Source organism: Algivirga pacifica (assembly GCF_039543525.1).
In the GTDB taxonomy this organism is placed as follows: Bacteria; Bacteroidota; Bacteroidia; order Cytophagales; family Flammeovirgaceae; genus Algivirga; species Algivirga pacifica.
On sequence record NZ_BAABJX010000007.1, the window covers coordinates 69107 to 89995 of the forward strand.

General features: G+C 40.7%; 16 protein-coding genes. 3 read left to right on the forward strand and 13 right to left on the reverse strand.

What is annotated here, in order from left to right; genetic code table 11:
• Positions 1-94: 94 nt before the first annotated feature.
• The 5 genes from ABD985_RS01965 to murD form a co-directional block, all read right to left on the reverse strand.
• Entirely contained in the window at positions 95-853 is a 759-nt protein-coding gene (locus ABD985_RS01965) for a cell division protein FtsQ/DivIB (protein WP_345368750.1), read from the reverse strand.
• A gap of 39 nt (positions 854-892) precedes the next feature.
• Positions 893-2278, reverse strand: coding sequence for a UDP-N-acetylmuramate--L-alanine ligase (murC, locus tag ABD985_RS01970; protein ID WP_345368752.1), 1386 nt, complete (start codon positions 2276-2278; stop codon positions 893-895).
• A gap of 5 nt (positions 2279-2283) precedes the next feature.
• On the reverse strand, positions 2284-3384 hold the full coding sequence (gene murG / locus ABD985_RS01975) for an undecaprenyldiphospho-muramoylpentapeptide beta-N-acetylglucosaminyltransferase (protein ID WP_345368753.1): 1101 nt from the start codon (positions 3382-3384) through the stop codon (positions 2284-2286).
• 220 nt (positions 3385-3604) lie between these two features.
• Positions 3605-4759: an FtsW/RodA/SpoVE family cell cycle protein gene (locus tag ABD985_RS01980; protein ID WP_345368754.1), complete on the reverse strand. Its 1155-nt coding sequence runs from the start codon at positions 4757-4759 to the stop codon at positions 3605-3607.
• Between the two features lie 216 nt (positions 4760-4975).
• Positions 4976-6280 carry a UDP-N-acetylmuramoyl-L-alanine--D-glutamate ligase gene (gene murD, locus ABD985_RS01985; RefSeq protein WP_345368755.1) on the reverse strand — a complete coding sequence of 435 codons (1305 nt, stop codon included), beginning with the start codon at positions 6278-6280 and terminating at the stop codon, positions 4976-4978.
• Between the two features lie 315 nt (positions 6281-6595).
• Between murD and ABD985_RS01990 the strand changes: the two genes are divergently transcribed.
• Positions 6596-7051, forward strand: a complete 456-nt coding sequence (locus tag ABD985_RS01990) for a hypothetical protein (protein WP_345368757.1) — start codon at positions 6596-6598, stop codon at positions 7049-7051.
• A gap of 156 nt (positions 7052-7207) precedes the next feature.
• Here ABD985_RS01990 and ABD985_RS01995 read toward each other — a convergent pair whose 3' ends face one another.
• Genes ABD985_RS01995 through ABD985_RS02005 form a run of 3 tightly spaced genes read right to left on the reverse strand, consistent with a single transcriptional unit; the run spans position 7208 to position 10082 of the window.
• Positions 7208-8539: a tetratricopeptide repeat protein gene (locus tag ABD985_RS01995; RefSeq protein ID WP_345368758.1), complete on the reverse strand. Its 1332-nt coding sequence runs from the start codon at positions 8537-8539 to the stop codon at positions 7208-7210.
• Between the two features lie 24 nt (positions 8540-8563).
• The gene (locus tag ABD985_RS02000; RefSeq protein ID WP_345368759.1) at positions 8564-9382 is read right to left on the reverse strand and encodes a DUF4331 family protein; all 819 of its coding nucleotides are present in this window, start codon (positions 9380-9382) and stop codon (positions 8564-8566) included.
• 1 nt (position 9383) lies between these two features.
• The gene (locus ABD985_RS02005; protein ID WP_345368760.1) at positions 9384-10082 is read right to left on the reverse strand and encodes a DUF4331 family protein; all 699 of its coding nucleotides are present in this window, start codon (positions 10080-10082) and stop codon (positions 9384-9386) included.
• 222 nt (positions 10083-10304) lie between these two features.
• On the opposite strand from ABD985_RS02005, the gene ABD985_RS02010 reads away from it, so the two are divergent.
• Positions 10305-12485, forward strand: coding sequence for a hypothetical protein (locus ABD985_RS02010; protein WP_345368762.1), 2181 nt, complete (start codon positions 10305-10307; stop codon positions 12483-12485).
• 151 nt (positions 12486-12636) lie between these two features.
• On the opposite strand, the gene mraY is transcribed toward ABD985_RS02010, so the two are convergent.
• From mraY to rsmH, 5 genes are all read right to left on the reverse strand, one after another.
• A complete protein-coding gene (mraY, locus tag ABD985_RS02015; protein ID WP_345368763.1) occupies positions 12637-13857 on the reverse strand; it encodes a phospho-N-acetylmuramoyl-pentapeptide-transferase in 1221 nt (406 codons plus the stop codon).
• 107 nt (positions 13858-13964) lie between these two features.
• Positions 13965-15422 carry a UDP-N-acetylmuramoyl-L-alanyl-D-glutamate--2,6-diaminopimelate ligase gene (locus ABD985_RS02020; RefSeq protein ID WP_345368764.1) on the reverse strand — a complete coding sequence of 486 codons (1458 nt, stop codon included), beginning with the start codon at positions 15420-15422 and terminating at the stop codon, positions 13965-13967.
• Positions 15423-15677: 255 nt separating this feature from the next.
• Entirely contained in the window at positions 15678-17786 is a 2109-nt protein-coding gene (locus tag ABD985_RS02025) for a penicillin-binding protein (RefSeq protein WP_345368765.1), read from the reverse strand.
• Positions 17787-18087: 301 nt separating this feature from the next.
• On the reverse strand, positions 18088-18447 hold the full coding sequence (locus ABD985_RS02030; RefSeq protein WP_345368766.1) for an FtsL-like putative cell division protein: 360 nt from the start codon (positions 18445-18447) through the stop codon (positions 18088-18090).
• 417 nt (positions 18448-18864) lie between these two features.
• Positions 18865-19764, reverse strand: a complete 900-nt coding sequence (gene rsmH, locus ABD985_RS02035; protein WP_345368768.1) for a 16S rRNA (cytosine(1402)-N(4))-methyltransferase RsmH — start codon at positions 19762-19764, stop codon at positions 18865-18867.
• A gap of 460 nt (positions 19765-20224) precedes the next feature.
• On the opposite strand from rsmH, the gene ABD985_RS02040 reads away from it, so the two are divergent.
• Positions 20225-20872, forward strand: a complete 648-nt coding sequence (locus tag ABD985_RS02040) for a succinate dehydrogenase cytochrome b subunit (protein ID WP_345368770.1) — start codon at positions 20225-20227, stop codon at positions 20870-20872.
• Positions 20873-20889 lie beyond the last annotated feature (17 nt).

Here is a 20889-nt window from a genome sequence, read left to right on the forward strand (position 1 = left end):
TTAAAAAAGTAATAATTACCCTAGATATGGGTACTTTTTTATTGGAAAAAGTCATTCTCTGGCTTTAGAAATACAATTTAACTGATTATAGGAGTTATTTACAAATGATTTGATCTTTATACTGTAATTTTATCGTTTTGTAATAATTCCACCCTTTCTTGGGAATGATCTGCTCATAGAACACTTTCAACTTATGCAGTTTGGTCTGATAATCCTCCGCTGTTCCAAATTCTATCAGCTCCTTACCTACTTGCGTAAACACCTTCATGTTTAACTGGTTATCCAGCTCCAAATGTGCGATTTGCAAGCGCCAAAACTCATCTTCATAAATCGCTGAGACCAACTCAAATAACTGCTGTCCTGCTGGAGTTTGCATAAAATTTTCCTCAAAAAAGTGTTCCACTCCCCTACCGGTTAATAATAATACTCTAGCCGTATAATTAGAGGAGAGAGGTATAATCTCTTTTTCCTGATTAATATAAGCTGAGCGTCCGTTTTGCGCCACTACACGAGCAATCGGGCGATCCTGGTAAACATCAACCACCAAGTTCCCTTTAAGGTCTTGAGCCACCTCTGCCCGCTTAATAAAATCCACTTCGATCAACTTATCTTCCAAAGCTTTTAAGGATAGTGCATTATCCTTATTTAACTTCAGGCCTGTCTGCTGTATGATCTCTCTTACTTCACTGTCATTAATGAAATGAGACTCATGCTTATTCTCTATATTGATAATCATGCCAACTGCCTGCGCAGTCTCTTTCTTTTCATATAATGCATACCCTCCTATGCCCACCATGATCAACAGCATTAACGACAACGCCGCTCCTTTGATATAAATCTTTTTATTCTCCATATCTAAAAAATGTCTATGCTATAGGCTTTCAGGTTGATACTATCTCTGTTCCAAAAAACGTTTTAATGGAGTCACCAATCGATCGATATTTCCAGCGCCTATTGTTGCGATCACCTCAAGACTTTCTTCCCGCTCCAATACTTGAATTACCGTATCTTCCTGTACCATACATTTCTCTGTGGTAAGCTGATTGTAGATCAACTGGGCTGTTACTCCTTCTATTGGCTCTTCTCTAGCTGGATAGATATCCATTAATAATACCTTATCAGCCAAAGATAAACTTTGGGCAAACCCTTCTGCAAAATCACGGGTACGTGTAAACAGATGCGGCTGGAAAATCACTGTCAGTTTTTTATTAGGATATAGTTCCTTCACCGAAGAAATAAATGCCTTTACCTCTGTTGGGTGATGGGCATAATCATCGATGTATACCGTAGGTTCTTTTACAATATACTCAAAACGTCTTTTCACTCCCTTATAGGTAGCGATTCCTGCCGCTATTTCCTCTGCACTTAAGCCTACACTAGCGGCAACTGCTGCTGCTACTATCGCATTGTTTACGTTATGTTCTCCAGGTACTGACAATTGCACATTAGGAACCTCAAACTGAGGCAATGCAATATCAAACACGACCTTATGCTCCTTTATTTTAATGTTCTTTGCTTGAATCTCCCCCTCTTTCATCCCGTAGCGAAAAGACTTCACGGTATCGGCCTGTTCCAACTCCACTCCTTCGTGAATATAAAGCTCACCTCCTTCTACCATATTATTGATATAGGCATTGAAAGAGTCTTTGACAGCATTTTCATCTCCATAAATATCCAGATGATCGGCTTCTGCCGTAGTGATCACCTCTATCGCTGGATGTAGATGTAAAAAAGAACGGTCAAACTCATCGGCTTCTACCACGACTAACTGTTTCTCTTCTGCCTTGGGTGCCAAAAGAAGGTTGCTCTCATAATTAGTCGCTATTCCACCCAAAAAGGCCGTACAATTGCGTCCGGCATGATACAAGATATGCGCCAACATAGACGATGTTGTCGTTTTACCATGCGTACCCGCCACCCCAACAGTAAAGTGAGCTGCTGAAATCAACCCCAATACCTCTGCACGCTTTAAGATCACAAAGCCTTGCTCTTTTAGGTAGTTATATTCCTGGTGAGATTTAGGTATTGCAGGAGTATACACCACTAGCACCTCTTCTTTGGGTAAAGACAGTACCTCTTGAGGAATCTGATCTACAGTATCCTCATAATGGATAGTGATACCTTCCTGTTCCAACTTATTGGTTAAGGGCGTAGCCGTTTTATCATACCCTGCCACCTCTTTGCCAATAGCCTTGAACCAACGTGCCAAGGCACTCATGCCAATACCCCCAACCCCTAAAAAGTAAGTATATTGGAGTTTGTTAATATCTAATTTCATAACCTTTATTTAGTCGGTAATTGGATGATCACTTCGGCAATTTCCTGAGCTGCTTTTGGTTTCGCTAATTTTAGGATTGCCTGTTGTAACTGTTTTTGTTGTTGCTCATCCTCCAACAACCTCATCAACACTTCTCCTAATTGCTCTCTGGCAGCTGTATCCTTCACCATAACCGCAGCTTCTTCTTTCTCCAAAGCTAAGGCATTTTTCGTTTGATGATCCTCTGCTACATTAGGTGATGGGATTAAAATGCTTGGTTTTCCAGTCAGACATAACTCAGAAATAGACAAAGCCCCTGCTCTGGAAACCACTACATCTGCACAAGCATAGGCATAATCCATTCTACGGATAAAGGGCATTACTTTTAATCCTTCGGGCTCTCGATGTGCAAACTCCTGCTGAAAACGATCACTATAATACTTGCCCGTTTGCCAGATCAGCTGATACCCCTTTTCAAGTAAGGTATCTACATTCTTCGCAATGCTTTCATTTACGGTAAGTGCTCCTAGACTTCCTCCAATCACCAGCACGGTCTTTCGAGATGACGACAAGCCAAAGTGATCAAAAGCCTCCTCTCTAAGCTTCTCCAGCTCTGTAATATCCTTGCGTACAGGGTTACCCGTAAAATGTATACGATCTTCTGGAAAATACTTTTGCATATCAGGATAAGCGACACAAATAGCACTTGCCTTGGAAGCTAATAACTTATTCGTCAAACCCGCATAACCATTCTGTTCTTGAATCAGGGTAGGAATACCCGCTTGATTCGCTGCATACATAATTGGTCCACTGGCATATCCGCCGACACCGACCACTGCATCTGGCTTAAATTGTCGGATAATACTAAAGGCTTTCCAAATACTGGAGATCAGTTTAAAAGGAAACATCAAATTATCCATGGTCAAACGGCGCTGTATGCCACTAATCCATAACCCCTCGATAGGATATCCTGCTTCCGGCACTTTATCCATTTCCATTTTCCCTTCCGCTCCTACAAACAATATTTCTGTTGTGGCGTCTGCTTGCTTCAATGCATCAGCGATAGCAATGGCCGGATAAACATGTCCGCCGGTACCTCCTCCACTTATAATTATTCTTTTTCCCATTTCTTAATTAGTTGTTGAATCGTTGAGGCAGCTTACGCTGCTTGTTGAATCGTTGATTCGAGTTAAACTGTTGAGGGTTTAGTTGAACCGTTGAATTTCACCTTCGGTGAGTTGATTTGTTGATTGAATCAGTAAACAGATCAACTCGATTCAACGAGCGAAGCTCAATTCAACTCATCGAAGATGAAATTCATCGATTCAACTAAACAATATGAACAACTTAGGTCGCTTGTTCTCTTCGGAACTGGTTCTTCCCACTTATAGGGCGATTCACTCCTTTTTTAGAGCCTCTACTGACACTTAGGATAATACCCATGGTCATCCCAGTAAACATCAGGGAAGTTCCTCCCATACTTAACATCGGCAACGGCAAACCCGTCAGCGGTAAAAGCCCAGTGACTACCCCCATATGTACGAATGCTTGTAACACAATACTGAAAATTAGTCCTGCAGCCAGAATTCCTCCAAAGGCCTCCTGACTATAAGCAACAATATGTACTCCCCGATATAAAAGTACAAGATAGAGAACAATCAATACTCCTGCTCCAATTAATCCATACTCCTCAATAACAATCGCAAAAATAAAATCGGAATAGGAATGTGGTAAAAAGTTTCGCTGTGTACTTTGCCCTACTCCCTTACCGGTTACACCTCCTCCGGCAATAGCGATATAGGACTGCTGTGCTTGATAAGGCACTTCTGATGTATCCAAGAATGCTTTTAAACGACTTCCTGCCGTCGCAGCCCGCTGCCCGAAGGTGTAAGCAAAACCACCTGCTAGTACCCCTATAATTACTAGCATCACTAGATATTTCACAGGTACCCTACCCATAAATAAAATCAACATAGCCGTACAGAACAGTAGGGCTGCCGTGGAAATATCACTCAGTCCAATCAATCCACAGATCACCCCTGCCCACAGCAAGAGTGGAATAATTGCCTTCTGAAACTCCTTAATACTCCTTTGTCGCTTCCATAGCATACTCGCCATATTGGTTATCAATGCCACCTTTGCAAGGTCAGAAGGTTGAAATGTAAAATCAATAAATGGAATTGAGATCCAACGTGTAGCAGAATTGAGCTCTGTACCAAATTTCCATGCAAACAGTAACAAAGGAACCGAAAGCAATAAGGCAAAACGGGAGATTTTAGAGTAATACTTATAATCAATCTTGTGACATACATAGGTAGCTGCTATTCCTAGTCCCACCAAGGTCATATGTCTCATCAGATATTTTTCTGTATTCCCTCCGGCATATTTATAGGCCAAAGATCCAGAAGCACTATAAACCACCAGTATACTCAAAAGAGACAAGATGATCGTCACAAACCAGATCACCTTATCCCCCTCGAGCTTTTTCAACAAAGCATTCATTTCTCAATTGGTTTTAGCGTATGTTCTTCACATACTCTCTATAAAAAGTTCTCTATCAATTCGTTTGTTCATGCTGCTTAGTTGAATCGTTGAGGTAGCTTACGCTACTTGTTGAATCGTTGATTCGAGTTGAATTGTTGATTGATATATTTATACTCAACCAACAATTCAACTCGAATCAACGATTCAACGGTTCAACGGTTCAACGGTTCAACATTAAAGGATTGCTTGGACTGCTTCCTTAAACTGCTGTCCCCTATCCTCATAATTTCGGAAAAGATCAAAGCTAGCACAAGCGGGAGAAAGCAATACTACGACTTCTTGGCCTCCTGCTTTTTCTATGGCTAATTGCACTGCGATACGAATATCCTCTGTCTCTGAAATATCTGGAATTATCGATTGAAATGCATTCTTAATTTTTTCATTCTCTTTCCCGAGGCAGATGATAGCCTTAACATGCTGCTTGACGGTCTCCTCCATCTGCCCATAATCATTTCCTTTGTCGACACCACCTGCAATCCAGATGATTGGCTGTTGAAAGCTCTGTAGAGCATATAAAGAAGCTTCTACATTGGTGGCCTTAGAATCGTTAATAAAAAGCACCTTGCTTTTCTTTCCGACTTCTTCCAAGCGATGTTCTGTATTCTTGAAGGAGCGTAGTGCCTCTTTCACTTGTACTACCGATACTTCACCTGTAGTCAATACTGCCCGTATTGCCGCACTCATATTCATACCATTGTGAGGCCCTCTTAAGGGAAGTTCAGTGTATACTTCCTCATCAATATATAAAGCCTCACCATCATAATCCTTTGTAGCAAAAGAAAGAGATGTTGTCGTTAAAGGATTTTTTTTCAATAGCGATAAGGTCAAGGCATCATTCTCATTATATATAAACGTATCCTCTGTCCCCATATTTCGGGTCATGCCATATTTGGAAGCCGCATACAACATCATATCATTCTGATAACGATCCAGATGGTCTGGGGTAATATTAAGAATCAAACCAATATGGGGTTTGAAATCTTGTATATTATCCAATTGAAAACTACTTACCTCTAGCACATACCAATCGTATGCTTTTTCCAGAACACTCTTTGCAAAGCTATCACCAATATTGCCCGCCAATCCTACATTGACACCATTTTCCTTGAGCAAGTGATACGTTAATAGACTTGTCGTGGTCTTTCCATTCGTTCCTGTAATCGCAATGATCTTGGCATCAGTATACCTTGCCGCAAATTCAATCTCGGAGATCACAGGAATCTCCTTTCCATAAATTTCTTGCAATAAAGGTACCGTATCTGGAATACCAGGGCTTTTGATGACCAGCTGGGCATCCAAAATATCTTCTTTTGTATGTTTTCCTTCTTCAAATACAATCCCATTCGTGGTAAGCGTCTGTTTATATGCAGGCGCAATAGTCCCCCGGTCTGACAAAAACACCTGAAATCCTTTGCTTTTTGCCAACAAAGCTGCGCCGGTACCGCTTTCCCCAGCTCCTAGAATAGCCACTTTCTCCATGATGATTGCTTATTGTAGATCTTTATAATTGCACTTTACAAACCAAAAGTAGAAAAAAGGAAGGATATTGTCGGAGGAATTCTGTTGACGTTTTTTAGAAATATTAAATTTTTAAAAAAAGTAGAACAATCTATGGACAGATCAAAGAAATAATATTAAGTAAACAAGTAAATCCTACCCACCTAAATATCTTACTTAAATCAATGATAAATATTTCATAACAACGCAAAAAACAGATTGTAACTTTGAGGTAGTCAAATGGAGCAAAAGAATCTACATTCTTTCAATCCAATTATTCGCTAAATCAAACTTGTTATGAAAAAACTATTGATTTGTCTGATGATTACTTGTTTTGGTGCTACACTTTCATTTGCCCAAGACACTAGAGGTCCTTTGGATCTACCTACAGAAATTCAAAAAGCTGTTGACACGATGTCACAGGAGTTAGATTTGAATGATCAACAAAAAACAGATCTCAATCAAATTTACACTGACTTCTTCAGCGACTTAGAAGAAGAAGCAAGTAATAATGATGGTAATATCGATGATGCGACACTTATCCGTATGAACAACGAGCGTAAAGCTAAAGTAAGAAGTGTCATGACTGACGAGCAGTACGGAAAGTTCACTAAAATGAAGGAAGAGAAAATCGAGCAACTGCAAGATCAATACCTGAAGGATATGGAAAACCAAGAAGGTATGGAGCAAGAAAATCCAACAGAGCAGGAGCAAGATATGATGGAAGAAGAGGAAATGGACGATCAAGAATAATTCTTGTTTCACTTCCGATAGGCTAGTGATCTAAAATAGTTTATCCGTTTTTGTCTGTACTAAAAATGCCCCATTTAGCGGGGCATTTTTAGTTTGTTCAGACTTTTTTGAAGTAATCAAAATGGGCACTTTTACTGGTGACCACAAGGTACTCTACTATGGTAATTTGGCCATATAAACCTGTAATTCCTCGGTCCAGCGAGGACCTAGGTAGAATCTTCCTTCTTGTGCCTTTTCGAGCAACTGGGAAGATTTATCACTTTCTTCCAGATCCTGATAAATAACCCCTAACCGATAAAGCGCCAAAGGAGATAACCCTGTAGGGTCTTGCATTACCTCATCCGCCAATCTCAACGCTTCATAGTCATTACCGGAACGATGATGACACCAAGCCAATAATTCTTTTGTCGATGAAATAGGTCTCCACGCCTGATCTGCTTCAGCCATAGCCAATACCATAGGGAAATATTCGGGATGATCGACTCCTAACTCTACCACCTTCGTTAGGTAAATATCCCTTAGCACTCCGGTACTCGTTACTTCCATAAATCGGCGAAGTAACTCTTGATAAAGCTCTGTTTTTTCCTGATAGGCTGCAATATCTGCCAGCATCCATAAAATATCGGGAGAGGTCTCCCTGTTTTGCTGTAAGAATCGTAATAGTCCTTTTGCAGTTTCTATATTCTTATCATAAGCATAAGCTACCCAAGCCAAGCCCTTTAGTGCAGTGTAGTTAATCGGATCGATTTTTAGAATGCTTTCATAGGCCTTCACAGCTTTTTCTCCCATCCCCATTCGAATATATAGTTCAGCTAGCTCTACCCACGTTGACACAGCCAGTTCTGGGTGCAACTTTTGGGCTTTCTGTCCTATTTGCTCCAGAAGAGCCATCGCTTCTTGTTCCTCCCCTTTCATCTGCTTCACTCTCGCTAGCCTCAACACTGTTCCTATACTTTGATATTTTACATTGGGTAATTGTTGCTCTGCTACGGCTAGCCCCTTCAACTGCAAGAGCGCATCAAAAGATAATAATTGACTTTGGACACTGTTGGGTAAATAGTTTAGTGATTCCTCAGCATACCTCTTCGCCATTTCGAATTTATGCATACGCAACGCATTCCTACTAATCGCCTGACAAAGCTCCCCTTTAATGGTAACTGGTGCTTCTTGATGCGCTTTCAATAATAACTCTTCTGCATTAAGCAAATAATCCGGATTACCCGTGTATTCATACTTTCGTTGATAACAAATGGACAGTTTCTTTAAAAAAAGATACCCTTGATTTGTGCGTTCCAACTTTTCCTCCCAAAAGGTAATATCCCGATCAATGGCCTGAACGGCTTCCCTTATCGCCAGTGCTGCATCAGAAGTACTGTATGGCAATACCAAAGTACTATTGACCAGCATATTGTCAGATGGCTTTTGGCTACAGGCAACGCACATCCATAACATTATAATTCCATAAGATACTCGAATGTAATTTTTCATAGATAGTTGGGTTATTGAATTTTGTTAATGAGGTGCTGGGAAATAGGGAAACTCCTGAAGAAAAGAAGCGTCATTCTTATCGACCTTATCACTCATTAAACCTCGGTATTTGATATTTACTTTACTGGGATCTTCTCCTCCAAGCATCAACTGTAACAGCACATCCACCACATCGTCTGTTGGCTTCCTACCGTTGAGTTGCGCATAATCCGTTTCCTGCCACTTATTTACTTTCATACGGCCACGACCAAGGTTCCTTGCCAAAGTGCCATTACCCATTCCCAATGCATTGACATAAGTGGCTGATTCTACTCCTGCATAATTTTGCCATAACTTAATCACCTCGCTGGTCTTTTGAACGTCTCCCATATGCCCTTCTGACTTATTCAATAAAGTAGTTAGATCTCCGATCAAAGGGTGGGCCGCACGGTGTACTGTGACATAAACGGGTTGAGTAGCTTCTTCTTTGTATTGTAAATGATAAGAGGAGTCTCCTTCAAAAATAGTAACAGAAACCTCATAATCTCCTGCCTGCTCTATCACAAATACAGCAGTCACCGAATCAGGGGTAGATAAGCGCACTGCAGTACGGTCAGGATTTCTCACCTTCCAGAAATACTTAACATCTTCTTTGCTTTCTGGAAGAGTTACGGTAAATGAGGCTGTCATTCCGACCTCCAAAGGACCTTCTTGCTGTATTCTTGCTTTTTGTGTGAGTTTTTCATTCCCTGGCATCTCGGTTTCGTTCTGCATAGCACAAGATAATAGCACGCTTCCCATAAATACTTTTAGCACATTCAAAAAGATGCTATTCAATCGGATTTGTCTGTTGTATTCCTGCATATTATCGTCTGACTTTTACCTCCACCCATGTATAAAAAGTGTTTACGTCCGTATTTCCCAGACTATTTTTAGGTAATTCAAGGACAATGGAACGTGTATTTGTTCCTGCAAAAGTATCCCCTGCAGCTTCCCGAAATTGCTTAATGACTTTTTGCCCTCCTTCTTTCGCTTGCTGGAATATCTCTAGCATCTGATAATAATCCATAAAGGAGGTATTATCCCTTAAACCTACAAAAGCCTTTAAGCCTAACTTCTTATTATAACCGATAACGGGATCTTCTCCCCATGGTGTTATCTTGAAAGCCGTTCGCTCTGCCTGAGCTATAAGGATTTCTTGATCTCCATCAACTTGTTGAGGTCCATACACAATCGCCTCTCCATCCCGAAAAATCACTTGTATTAATAACTCCTCTTTGCCATCCCTATCGGTATCGATATTAAATTCATACATAAAAGCCTCTTGAAAACCACTATTCTTTGTCTCTTCAGGGCCTAACATCCCCCCCACATTACAAGCAAACACCATATTGCTTGACGTAGAAGGGCTTTCAAACACATAGAAATCTGTCACTTTTGACAAGGGATGATTCTCTACCGATATGCTAGGAGTATAAGTTGACAAGCGGTGAGAGGTTGTCAAAAACAGTAAGCTAATAAGGCTTAGGTTTTTCAACAGTTGCGTTAGTATGGGTTGTTTCATAAGTCTATATCATGGCCAAAAATGCCATTTTATCAAAAGTAAATGCTAATCAGTACTTATGTTATGTATTATACGAAGAACCTACTAAAGACGATTGGTGTTCTGTTTAAAGATGTAATATATAATATTATTTAACCTAAATGTTCCATTCCCTTATTGCTCATCGCATCATTACCCTATCGAACGCTCAGGTTATTTATGACGTACATAGACGCTCTGAACATGACACTACCACCGATAAAATTCCACTTATTTCTCCTGCTTCTTTTTACTACCTATATAGTAAGAGGGCAACATTGGCCTCAAGAAATCACATTAAGTAATAAAGCCATCATCACCATCTATCAGCCTCAACCCGAAAAATTACAGGGAAACACCCTCTCTTCCAGAGCAGCTGTCGCTTACAAAGAGAACCAACAGGCTGAGCCCAACTTTGGCGCCATGTGGATTGATGCTCAACTGCTGACCAACAAAGATACCCGGATGGCAACAATGGAATCGATCACAATTAAACAAGCAAAGTTTCCCGGTATCAAGGATGAAGCAAAAGCCAATGAACTCATTCAACTCCTTGAAAAGGAAATCCCACAATGGGAACTAGAAATACATCTGGATGAAATCGTGTCGACCTTAGAGGATAAGGAAAAGTATGAAACAGATCAGCTAAATACAGCTCCTCCAGAAGTTATTTACCGAGAAACACCTAGTATACTGGTCACTCTTGACGGAGATCCTATTATAGAAAAAGATGAAGACCTGAACCTCAACAGAGTGGTCAATACCCCTTTCTTTATCATACAGAACCCCGATGACCAATATTATTATATCTATGGAGGTGGCTATTGGTATCAAGGAAAATCGGTAAAGGGAAAATGGAAAGCCGTAAGCAAACTCTCTCCTACACTACAGGCATTAGATAAGGAAATAAAAAAACAGGAAGCCGAACAAGAAGAAGAGGTTCCCCCTAAGGCAGATACGCCTCCTGAGATTATTATTGTGACCCAACCTACAGAATTAATTCAATCTGATGGAAAGGCACAATTTGCCTCAGTAGAAGGCTCAGGATTATTATATATGTCAAATACAAACAATGACATATTCATGGATATCAACACCCAAGAATACTTTGTTATTCTGTCCGGAAGGTGGTATAGAAGCAAAACATTAAATGGACAATGGACGTATGTCCCTGCCGATCAATTACCGGAAGCCTTCGCTAATATTCCGGAAGGCTCCGAAAAAGACAACGTGCTCGCCAACGTTGCTGGAACCGATGCTGCCAACGAAGCCCTATTGGATGCTCAAATCCCTCAAACCGCTAAGGTAGAACGATCATCGACAGAATGTAATGTCACCTATGATGGTTCTCCAAAGTTCGAGCGCATTGAAGGTACCAATATGCAAGTAGCTGTCAATACTTCCAGTACTGTATTACAGGCCAATGGTCAATACTATTGTGTAGAAAATGGTGTATGGTTTGTCAGCCCTCAACCCACTGGACCTTGGGAAGTTTCTACGGAACGTCCTTCTGAGGTAGAGAGAATCCCTGCCGACAATCCCGCCTACAATGTAAAGTATGTGTACATCTATGATGTTACTCCTACGTATGTATATACTGGCTATACCCCCGGATATTTGGGGACTTATGTATTTGGTCCAACAGTCGTTTATGGTACGGGATTTTACTACCACCCGTGGCACAGACGCTACTATTACCCTCGTCCATGTACTTGGGGATTTGGTATGCATTATAACCCCTGGTATGGATGGAGTATGAGCTTTCACTATAGTAGAGGGTGGTTTAATTACAGCTATTACGGAGGACATGCACATCACCATCGTCCAGGGGGCTGGTGGGGTCCACCCGTATACCGCCCTCCCTATCGTCCTCCTTATCACGGACGTTATTATGGAAGGTACGGTAGATCTTACAATAGAAATGTACAGGTGAATGTAAATCGAAATTATTATATCAATAATAACCATTCCAACAACCTCTACAGCTATAGAAAAGACGTAAGAACCCGTGATGTACGCAGAGGAAGTACTCGTACAATTAGCAGGCCAGCTACTACCCCTTCCAGAACTCGTAATAGGACCGTTCGTCCCGCTACCAGCACCCGTAACAGAACTACTCGTCCTACTACAGCCCCTCAAAATAGAAGTAGAAATAATGTATACACGGATAAAAGCGGGAAAGTCTATCGAAGAGATCAAAAAGGAAACTGGCAAAGTCGACAATCAGGACAGTGGAAGTCGTCCAGTTCACAAACTCCAAAGGTGGAAAGGGGAGCTTATCAGAGAAGCAGAAGTCAAACGAGGGTACAAAATTATAATCGTACGCGTACAAGCACTCCCTCAAGGACTAGGACGAGATCTAGCCAGCCGGTGAGAAGAAGATAAAAGTAGTGAGCAGTGAGCAGTGAGCAGTGAGCAGTGAGCAGTGAGCAGTGAGCAGTGAGCAGTGAGCAGAATTATCCCTCCCTACTTTACATACCAAATTTTACTATTAATTTTTCACTGTTCACTGTTCACTGTTCACTGTTCAATGTTTTTATCTGATTTTCAGGGTAGCAATGGTCACTGTAGCCAGAATCAACCCTACAATCCAAAAACGATTGACAATCTTTGGTTCTGGGATACCTCCTAGTTGATAGTGATGGTGGATTGGTGACATACGGAAAATTCGTTTTCCTTCTCCAAATTTCTTTCGAGTATACTTGAAATATCCAACCTGCATGATTACGGAAAGATTCTCAATCAAGAATACTCCACAAAGAATTGGTAACATCAACTCTTTTCTCAAGATAATTGCCAATACTGCAATTACTCCTCCCAAAGACAAACTACCGGTATCGCCCATAAAGACCTGTGCCGGGAAAGAGTTATACCATAAGAACCCAATACATGCACCTAAGAATGCGGCACAAAAGATAGCCACTTCTCCAGTATTAGGGATGTACATGATATTGAGATAATCTGCAAAAATCATGTTACCGGATACATAGGCGAAAATTGCCAAAGCAAAGCCAATGATTCCTGAAGAACCTGCAGCAAGACCATCCAAACCATCTGTGATGTTGGCGCCATTGGAAACAGCTGTCACAATGATAATGACAAGAATAACGTAGAAAATATTAGTCAGCATATCTACTCCTCCAGGGATCAGACTATGATAATCCAGTTCATATCCTTTCAAGAAGGGAAAGGTTGTCACCAATGCTTTAATATCCTGATAGTCTTTTCCGGCCTGTAGTTGTGTGATTGACATAGAGATATCTACATGATCAAAAAATTCTCTTACGACAATATCATCATGCATAATCATCGTTACCCCTACAATCAATCCTAGCCCTACCTGTCCTACAATTTTCAGTTTACCAGGAAGGCCTTCTTTATTTCTTTTGATTTTCTTTAGGTAATCATCTACAAAACCAATGATCCCTGTCCAAATCAAGGATACCAGTAATAACTGTATATAAATATTGGTCAGGTCTGCCAATAATAAAACAGGAACGGCAATCGCTCCAATGATAATCAAGCCACCCATCGTAGGGGTTCCTTGCTTCTGCATCTGTCCTTCCAGACCTAAGTCACGGACAATCTCTCCCATCTGCATTTTTTGTAGCATCTGTATAATACGCTTGCCAAAGATGGTCGCAAACAATACGGAAGTCACTGCTGCCACCATTGCCCTAAACGTTATATACTTAAAAAGTCCAGCTCCTGGTAAATCACTATGAGACTGTAGATATTCAAATAAATGATATAACATGTTTTTTTTAAGGTAAAAGGTTTTTTAAGGTAATAGGTAAAAAGTAAAAGGTAATAGGTAAAAACGCTATGATTACCTTTTACCTATTACTCTTTATCTTTTACTTTTTATTTTTTTAACGCCAGTTTAAGAATTTCTCTATCATCAAAAGGATAGCGTTCCCCTTTGATTTCCTGATATGTTTCATGTCCCTTTCCAGCCACAAGAATCACATCATTGGGTTGTGCCATCTGGCAAGCAATCTTAATGGCCTCTTTTCTATCCACCACTTTACTCACCTTACGCTCCGTTACTGGTGTAATCCCCTCCATCATATCGTTCAGAATTTCTTCCGGATCTTCAAAGCGAGGATTGTCGGATGTAAGCACTACTAAATCACTGTAGGTAGTGGCTGTCTTGGCCATCACCGGACGCTTAGTTTTATCTCGGTTTCCTCCACAACCTACTACGGTGATGATACGCTCTCCCTCTATTCTTAGCTGTTGAATTGTCTTTAGAACATTTTCTAACGCATCAGGAGTATGAGCATAATCTACAATTGCCCGTACATTCTCTGGAGAGATAATCTGCTCAAAACGTCCGTCTGCTGAACGGATCTCAGACAATACAGTGAGTACCTCATCAGAAGGTTCTCCCAACAATACGGCAGCACCATATACGCCCAATAGATTATAGGCATTGAAATCACCTATCAACTGGAACCATACCTCCTTTTGATCGATCTCCATCAATAGTCCTTCAAAGGTATTGTCTACTAGTTTTCCTTTGAAATCTGCCATGGATTTCAGAGCAAATGTATGATGCTTGGCCTTACAATTCTGTAGCATTATTGCCCCCCTTCGGTCATCGGCATTCACCAAGGCATGCGCTGAAGCTGGTAGTTGATCAAAAAGCTTCTTTTTAGCTTTGATATACTCAGGAAAGGTTCCGTGATAATCTAAATGATCATGAGAGATATTGGAGAATATCGCCACATCAAAGGATAGTCCTGCAATACGTTCCTGCACAATGGCATGAGAGCTTGCTTCCATGAAGCAGTGCGTACAATTAGCCTTCACCATTTCAGCCATCAATGCATTGATCGTCACAGCATCCGGAGTCGTCAACTTAGTAGGAATGATCGTCTCATTGATCTTATTCTCAATAGTAGATAACACTCCCGCATTATACCCCATTTTCCTAAATAGTTGGTGCAACAACATAACGGTAGTCGTCTTTCCGTTTGTGCCTGTAATGCCCACCAATTTCAGTTTACGGGAAGGGTGATCATAAAAGGCACTCGCCAAATGCCCTGCCGCTTTTCCTGTATGCTCGATTTGAATATACGTGACTCCTTCTATCAAGTCTTCCGGTAAATCTTCACATACTACAGCTACAGCACCTTGTGTGATAGCTTTTGGTATAAACTGATGGCCATCTGCCTCACTACCTTTAACCGCTATAAATAATCCTTTTTCCTCAACCTTACGGGAATCTAACTGAAGGTGATCAATTTCTACTGACAGGTCACCCTGAATCAATTGATAAGTGATCCCTTCTAATATATCTTCTATTCTTTTCGTCATATACTCCTTGATGTAAACTTAATAAATTCACAGGGCGATGCCCTGTGCTATATGGGCGACGCCCTGTACTATGGCGCTATTTTAGGTGACACCCTATGTATTTGAGCAGTACCTGTTGCTGACCACAAAAATAACGCCTTATTAATACACTATGCTGAACAATAGGTAAAGCTTTCTTTACCATCAACTATAGGGTAAAAGATAATTGTTTTCTGTGCAAAAGAAAGGCTCATACATTCATTTCTTTTATTCCTTTCAAGGAGATAAAGTCAAATAGATATGACTGCCCCTTACTGCTCGACTGCCCGGTGCAATAGACTGTTTACGTACACGTCCTCTTCCTCTAAAATGTACCTTCAGTTGCTGATTTTCCAATAAATACATCGCATCTTTTAGGGTCATTCCTCTCACATCTGCCACCACATTCGGGCCATGTAAATTTTTGCCCCAAAATACGGTATCTCCTTTGACACTGGTACGGGTCCACTCCTCTTCCAAAAGTGCTTCTTGATTCAGGTCAAATTCATCAGCCAGATAGGACAAATCCTTATAATTACCTGCTTGTATATAAGGCAAAGACTCATACCCTTCGGAAACATTCTCCAACGTATAACTCATGGTTCTGGAGTACAGCATATCCGATATTGTTTTGAATACAGGGGCAGCTACTTGACCACCATGTTGGTCTTTTCCATTTGGGTTGTCTATTGCTATAAATAAGGTATATTTTGGATCATCTGCAGGGAAATAGCCACAAAAAGACGCATAGTGATTATTGGTATATCGTCCATTATGTAGTTTCTTGGTCGTTCCCGTTTTTCCTGCAATTGAATACTGTGTGGTATAGATTCCTTTAGCTGTTCCTCTCTCCACTACGCCCACCAGCATATTCTGTAGAATCTCCAACGTTTTATTGGAGCATACCTTATCTACCAAGATCTGAGGCTCAAACACCTCTTTGACCTGATTGCCATCCAATACTTTCTTGACTAGCATAGGCTGGATCATCTTTCCATTATTCGCTACACTATTAAAAAAGGTCGTCAGCTGCAGAGGGGTTAGCTGTAACTCATAGCCAATAGACATCCAAGGCAAGGAGCACCCACTCCACAAAGGATCCCCTGGGCGGTTAATATTAGGTCGACCAACTCCATCCAACTGAAATGCTATAGGTTTAGTCAAATGGAATTTTTCCAGGTACTCCAAAAAGCTTTCAGGATCTTGCTGGAAATGTCGGGCCATTAGCTTAGAAACACCAATGTTAGAAGATTTCTCGAACACCTGCTGGACGGATAATTTTCCAAATCCCCAACGGGCCGCATCCGTCATCACACAATTATCATAAAACTCGTAACGACCATCTCCTGTACTAATCGTATCGTGAATACTAATATCAGAACCAACCTCTTCGAGCAGTGCCATCATAGAAGCCAGCTTAAAGGTAGATCCCGGTTCTACGGGTGTCTGAACGGCATAGTTCAGCGTTTCCACATAGTCTCCCTTTCCATTTTGAGTTAAGTTGACCAATGCCTTGACCTCTCCCGTTTCTACCTCCATTAAGATGGCTACGCCATAGTTGGCCAGATGCTTTAACAAGGCTTGTCGGAGTGTTTCACTAATAAACTCCTGAAATTCCACATTGAGTGTCGTCTCAATACTATAACCATTTTCGGTATTGACAAAGTCTTCGTCGTATAACGGCTTCCATCTTCCACCAGAAATCCTTTGATACAAGGCCTGACCATTTCTTCCCGCCAGATGGTCATTAAATGATATTTCTAAACCCCTACCGACAACTTTATTATCCTGATCTTCCCGAACAAAGCCTATGGTTCTTCTTGCCATCTCATTGAATGGTCGGAAACGCTTTTCTGTCTTTTCAAAGATCACTCCTCCCCTTTGTCTCCCTTCTCGAAAAATCGGCCATGTTCCTAATTTTTTCTTATCCCTAAAGTGAATCAGCTTACTGCTTAACACCTTGTATTGTCTCCCTTTTTGACGAGCAGCAACAATCTCAGCCTTATATGCCTCTGCTGTTTTCTCTTGAAAAAAGCCTGAAAGCAATACACTCAAGGAGTCTATTCCTTGATGAAAAACACTATCTGCAGGAATTGTTGGATCTATTGCTAGTTTATAAAATGGAATAGATGTCGACAGCAAACTCCCATTGTCTGACAGTATGTTTCCACGTGTCGCTTTTACGGTACGAAACTGTAGACCACCCTGCTCAGCAATCTTCATCCAATGATCTCCTTCGATCCATTGGACATAACCTATTTTTCCAATAATTGCCAGTGCAATCAGGACACAGCCTGCAAAAACAAGCCTCACACGCAATAATATTGATGATCGAATTCCAGCCATAGTAATTTCCTTTTTAGAGGAAACAAAAAATTGTTTGTTGTTTTTAAAGGTCTTTCATTCTGGATTATAGGAAAGACTAATTCATAGGTATTTAAAAAATACTACTCTTTAGAGCCCTTTAGATTAACGGATATCTAGTGGACCAAACGCTAAGTTTTCTAATAGAAATAAAAGTGCTACTTCCATTTGGATATAAGGAATAGAGACTTCTAAAGAATAATTATTAATCCTTCTTCCTTAAACCATTTGAAAGGGCACTTAGCTATAAGTTTACTTAGCAATCCACCCCCTAGTAGTCATATTAATCTTCTATGATAATAGGAAGCTCCTTAAAGTCTTTTAGGCCAAGTGGTCTTACGCGTTTTTCAATTTCAGCCCTTCTGCTCTGCAACATAAAGTCATATTTGAGTGTTTGATACTCCACTCTCAATACCTCTACATTCCTATGCAGCTTATTTATTTCCGTATTTAGTTTCTCAGCCCTAAATGTATTACCGATATATAAAATGCCCAAAACGGTGATAAACAAAAAGTAGGGCAAATAATCAACGGTATTGGTATTTTCTGCCGCAATGGAAATATGAAGCTTTGACTGCAGCCATCCATTGAACTTATAAGATACCGGTTTCCGAGGTGGTTTCTTGTATGTATTTGTCTTCATCGTTCTTTTTAATTGGTCATCATCGGTTATTGCTTATCGGTTATTGCTTATCGATTGTAAGCGCTACGCGATAACTCACATTTGGCGTGGGCTTCATAAACTGACATTGCACGTAGAAAGAGTGGTGCAAACCCGGTGCAGGTCGTAGGCTGGAGCCTACGACCAGTGTCTACCATTCCGTTAAGTTGACGGCATTGACCCTACGGCCAGTGTCTACCTTTATATTTTCGGCTATACCTATACTAGATACTGGTCGTAGCGTCCTCGCTGCGACCTGCAGCGGGTTTGCACTACTCTTTATATATGTACTGCTTCCTTCACTTGACAGCATTGGACTCTAGCCTACACCAGTGCCTAGGGGGTACCTCTAGAGTTTTCAGCTATACTTCTACCGACGGGTACCCACTAGGGGTACCCCTAGAGTTTTTCGGCAATTCGAAGCTTAGCACTTCTTGCTCTTCGGTTTCGTCCGATTTCTTCCTCTGAAGCTACAATTGGCTTGCCACTTATAGGCTTCAACGGACGAATAATATTCCCATAAAAATCTTTTTCCATTTCTCCCTCAAAATTGCCTGTCTTCATAAAGTTTTTTACCAATCGGTCTTCCAAAGAGTGATAAGACATTATCACCAATCGTCCACCCGGGCTTAAAACTTCTGCCGACTGCTGTAGCATTTCTTCCAATGCTTTCAACTCGTCATTCACTACAATTCTAATGGCCTGAAAAATCTGGGCAAAGTATTTATTCTCTTTTCCTCTTGGAGCACAGGTTGACAATACTTTCATGAGCTGTCCGGTAGTATCGATGGACTGATTGTGTCTCTCTCTTACGATAGTAGCTGCTACTTTACCAGCATTCTTTACCTCCCCATACAAACGCATAATACGTCTGAGCTCTTGCTCCTCATACTCATTGACTACTTCTCTGGCAGATAGTTCTGCTTGTTGGTTCATTCGCATATCCAACTCAAAGTCGCCTCTTGTTGAAAACCCTCGCTCAAATTTATCAATCTGGTGAGAGGAAATCCCCAAGTCTCCCAAGATACCATCTACTTTTCGGAAACCCTTTAAGCGAAGGTATTTTTTAAGATAACGGAAATTTGAGTCCACAAATATAAAATTATCTCCTTCTAATGCTTTTGTATTCTCAAAAGCGTCCTCATCCTGATCAAAGGAGATGAGTTTTCCGGTAGTCAGTTGTTCCAAAATCGCCTTAGAGTGTCCTCCCCCTCCAAAGGTAACATCCACATAGGTTTGGTCAGGTTGTATATTGAGTCCATCCAGGCACTCTTGAAGCATTACGGGAACGTGATACATATAGTTGTTAATTTATTCATTTAAATACTTTAAGAACCTTCTGACTCCCCTTCAGGGTTCCTCTTCTTGTCTTTAACGCATTTACTAATAATGATCCCAAGATTTGATGATGGAGATCAATTTTTAAATGAGTGAAGGTTCTCTTCTTTGCAAAGGTAAACGGAATGTAGGAAACGGAATAAATTCCTTGTAAAAAAAGGCACTTTTTGCAAACAAATTCCTTAAACAAAGGCATTTACAAGCAAGAGAGGGTGTCAAAAATACGTTTAACAATTAAACCAGCCTCTCCAAGTATATTCGTTAAAACGATTACAAAGTTATTTAGAATATTTCAAAATAATATACTAAATGACACTTACTATTGTATTGTGGTCATTCCGAATATAATTTTAGGGCACATTGGAGAAAACTATTATAATTTCATTCATTTTTTATCACATTTAAAACGAAAGCAATCTGTATGAGTTGGCTAACGAAGACGTTAAACAGTTCAGTCGGCAAAAAGCTGATGATGGCCATTTCCGGGCTCTTGCTAATTTTATTCTTAGTGGGACACCTGGCAGGTAACTTATTACTGTTGAGAGGCGACGAAGGTAAAGCATTTAACGAATATGCTGAATTCATGTCGACAAACCCTGGCGTACAATTTACGGCTTGGGCATTTAAAGTATTTTTTGCGGTACACATTATTTGGGCAATTATCCTAATTCTTAAAAATAGAGCTGCAAGAGGTGGACAAGGATATGCTAAAGTTAATACAAGTGGCAGCAGTGCTTCCCGTTACATGGGGGTATTGGGCTCACTGATTTTTGTATTCTTGGTTATTCACCTGGGACAGTTTTGGGCACAAGTACATTACGGAGGCTTGACAGACTTGTATGCTGAGGTAGTTCGTACTTACCAAAACCCAATCTGGGTAGCTATTTATGTGTTCTCTATGGTTGTATTGGCATACCACTTATGGCACGGTTTCCAGAGTGCATTCCAAACTTTGGGCGTGAACAACAAAAAGTATACACCAATAGTTAAGGCAGCAGGATATGGGTACGCTGTTGTAATCCCATTCATGTTTGCGATTATTCCGGTGATTATGTTTATCAGCAAATAATCGGTCTTTTCCTTTAA

Bases quoted from the DNA above. Each gene is read 5' to 3' on its own strand.
- ABD985_RS01965 (WP_345368750.1), bottom strand. From the start codon at position 853: ATGGAGAATAAAAAGATTTATATCAAAGGAGCGGCGTTGTCGTTAATG.
- murC (WP_345368752.1), bottom strand. From the start codon at position 2,278: ATGAAATTAGATATTAACAAACTCCAATATACTTACTTTTTAGGGGTT.
- murG (WP_345368753.1), bottom strand. From the start codon at position 3,384: ATGGGAAAAAGAATAATTATAAGTGGAGGAGGTACCGGCGGACATGTT.
- ABD985_RS01980 (WP_345368754.1), bottom strand. From the start codon at position 4,759: ATGAATGCTTTGTTGAAAAAGCTCGAGGGGGATAAGGTGATCTGGTTT.
- murD (WP_345368755.1), bottom strand. From the start codon at position 6,280: ATGGAGAAAGTGGCTATTCTAGGAGCTGGGGAAAGCGGTACCGGCGCA.
- ABD985_RS01990 (WP_345368757.1), top strand. From the start codon at position 6,596: ATGAAAAAACTATTGATTTGTCTGATGATTACTTGTTTTGGTGCTACA.
- ABD985_RS01995 (WP_345368758.1), bottom strand. From the start codon at position 8,539: ATGAAAAATTACATTCGAGTATCTTATGGAATTATAATGTTATGGATG.
- ABD985_RS02000 (WP_345368759.1), bottom strand. From the start codon at position 9,382: ATGCAGGAATACAACAGACAAATCCGATTGAATAGCATCTTTTTGAAT.
- ABD985_RS02005 (WP_345368760.1), bottom strand. From the start codon at position 10,082: ATGAAACAACCCATACTAACGCAACTGTTGAAAAACCTAAGCCTTATT.
- ABD985_RS02010 (WP_345368762.1), top strand. From the start codon at position 10,305: ATGACACTACCACCGATAAAATTCCACTTATTTCTCCTGCTTCTTTTT.
- mraY (WP_345368763.1), bottom strand. From the start codon at position 13,857: ATGTTATATCATTTATTTGAATATCTACAGTCTCATAGTGATTTACCA.
- ABD985_RS02020 (WP_345368764.1), bottom strand. From the start codon at position 15,422: ATGACGAAAAGAATAGAAGATATATTAGAAGGGATCACTTATCAATTG.
- ABD985_RS02025 (WP_345368765.1), bottom strand. From the start codon at position 17,786: ATGGCTGGAATTCGATCATCAATATTATTGCGTGTGAGGCTTGTTTTT.
- ABD985_RS02030 (WP_345368766.1), bottom strand. From the start codon at position 18,447: ATGAAGACAAATACATACAAGAAACCACCTCGGAAACCGGTATCTTAT.
- rsmH (WP_345368768.1), bottom strand. From the start codon at position 19,764: ATGTATCACGTTCCCGTAATGCTTCAAGAGTGCCTGGATGGACTCAAT.
- ABD985_RS02040 (WP_345368770.1), top strand. From the start codon at position 20,225: ATGAGTTGGCTAACGAAGACGTTAAACAGTTCAGTCGGCAAAAAGCTG.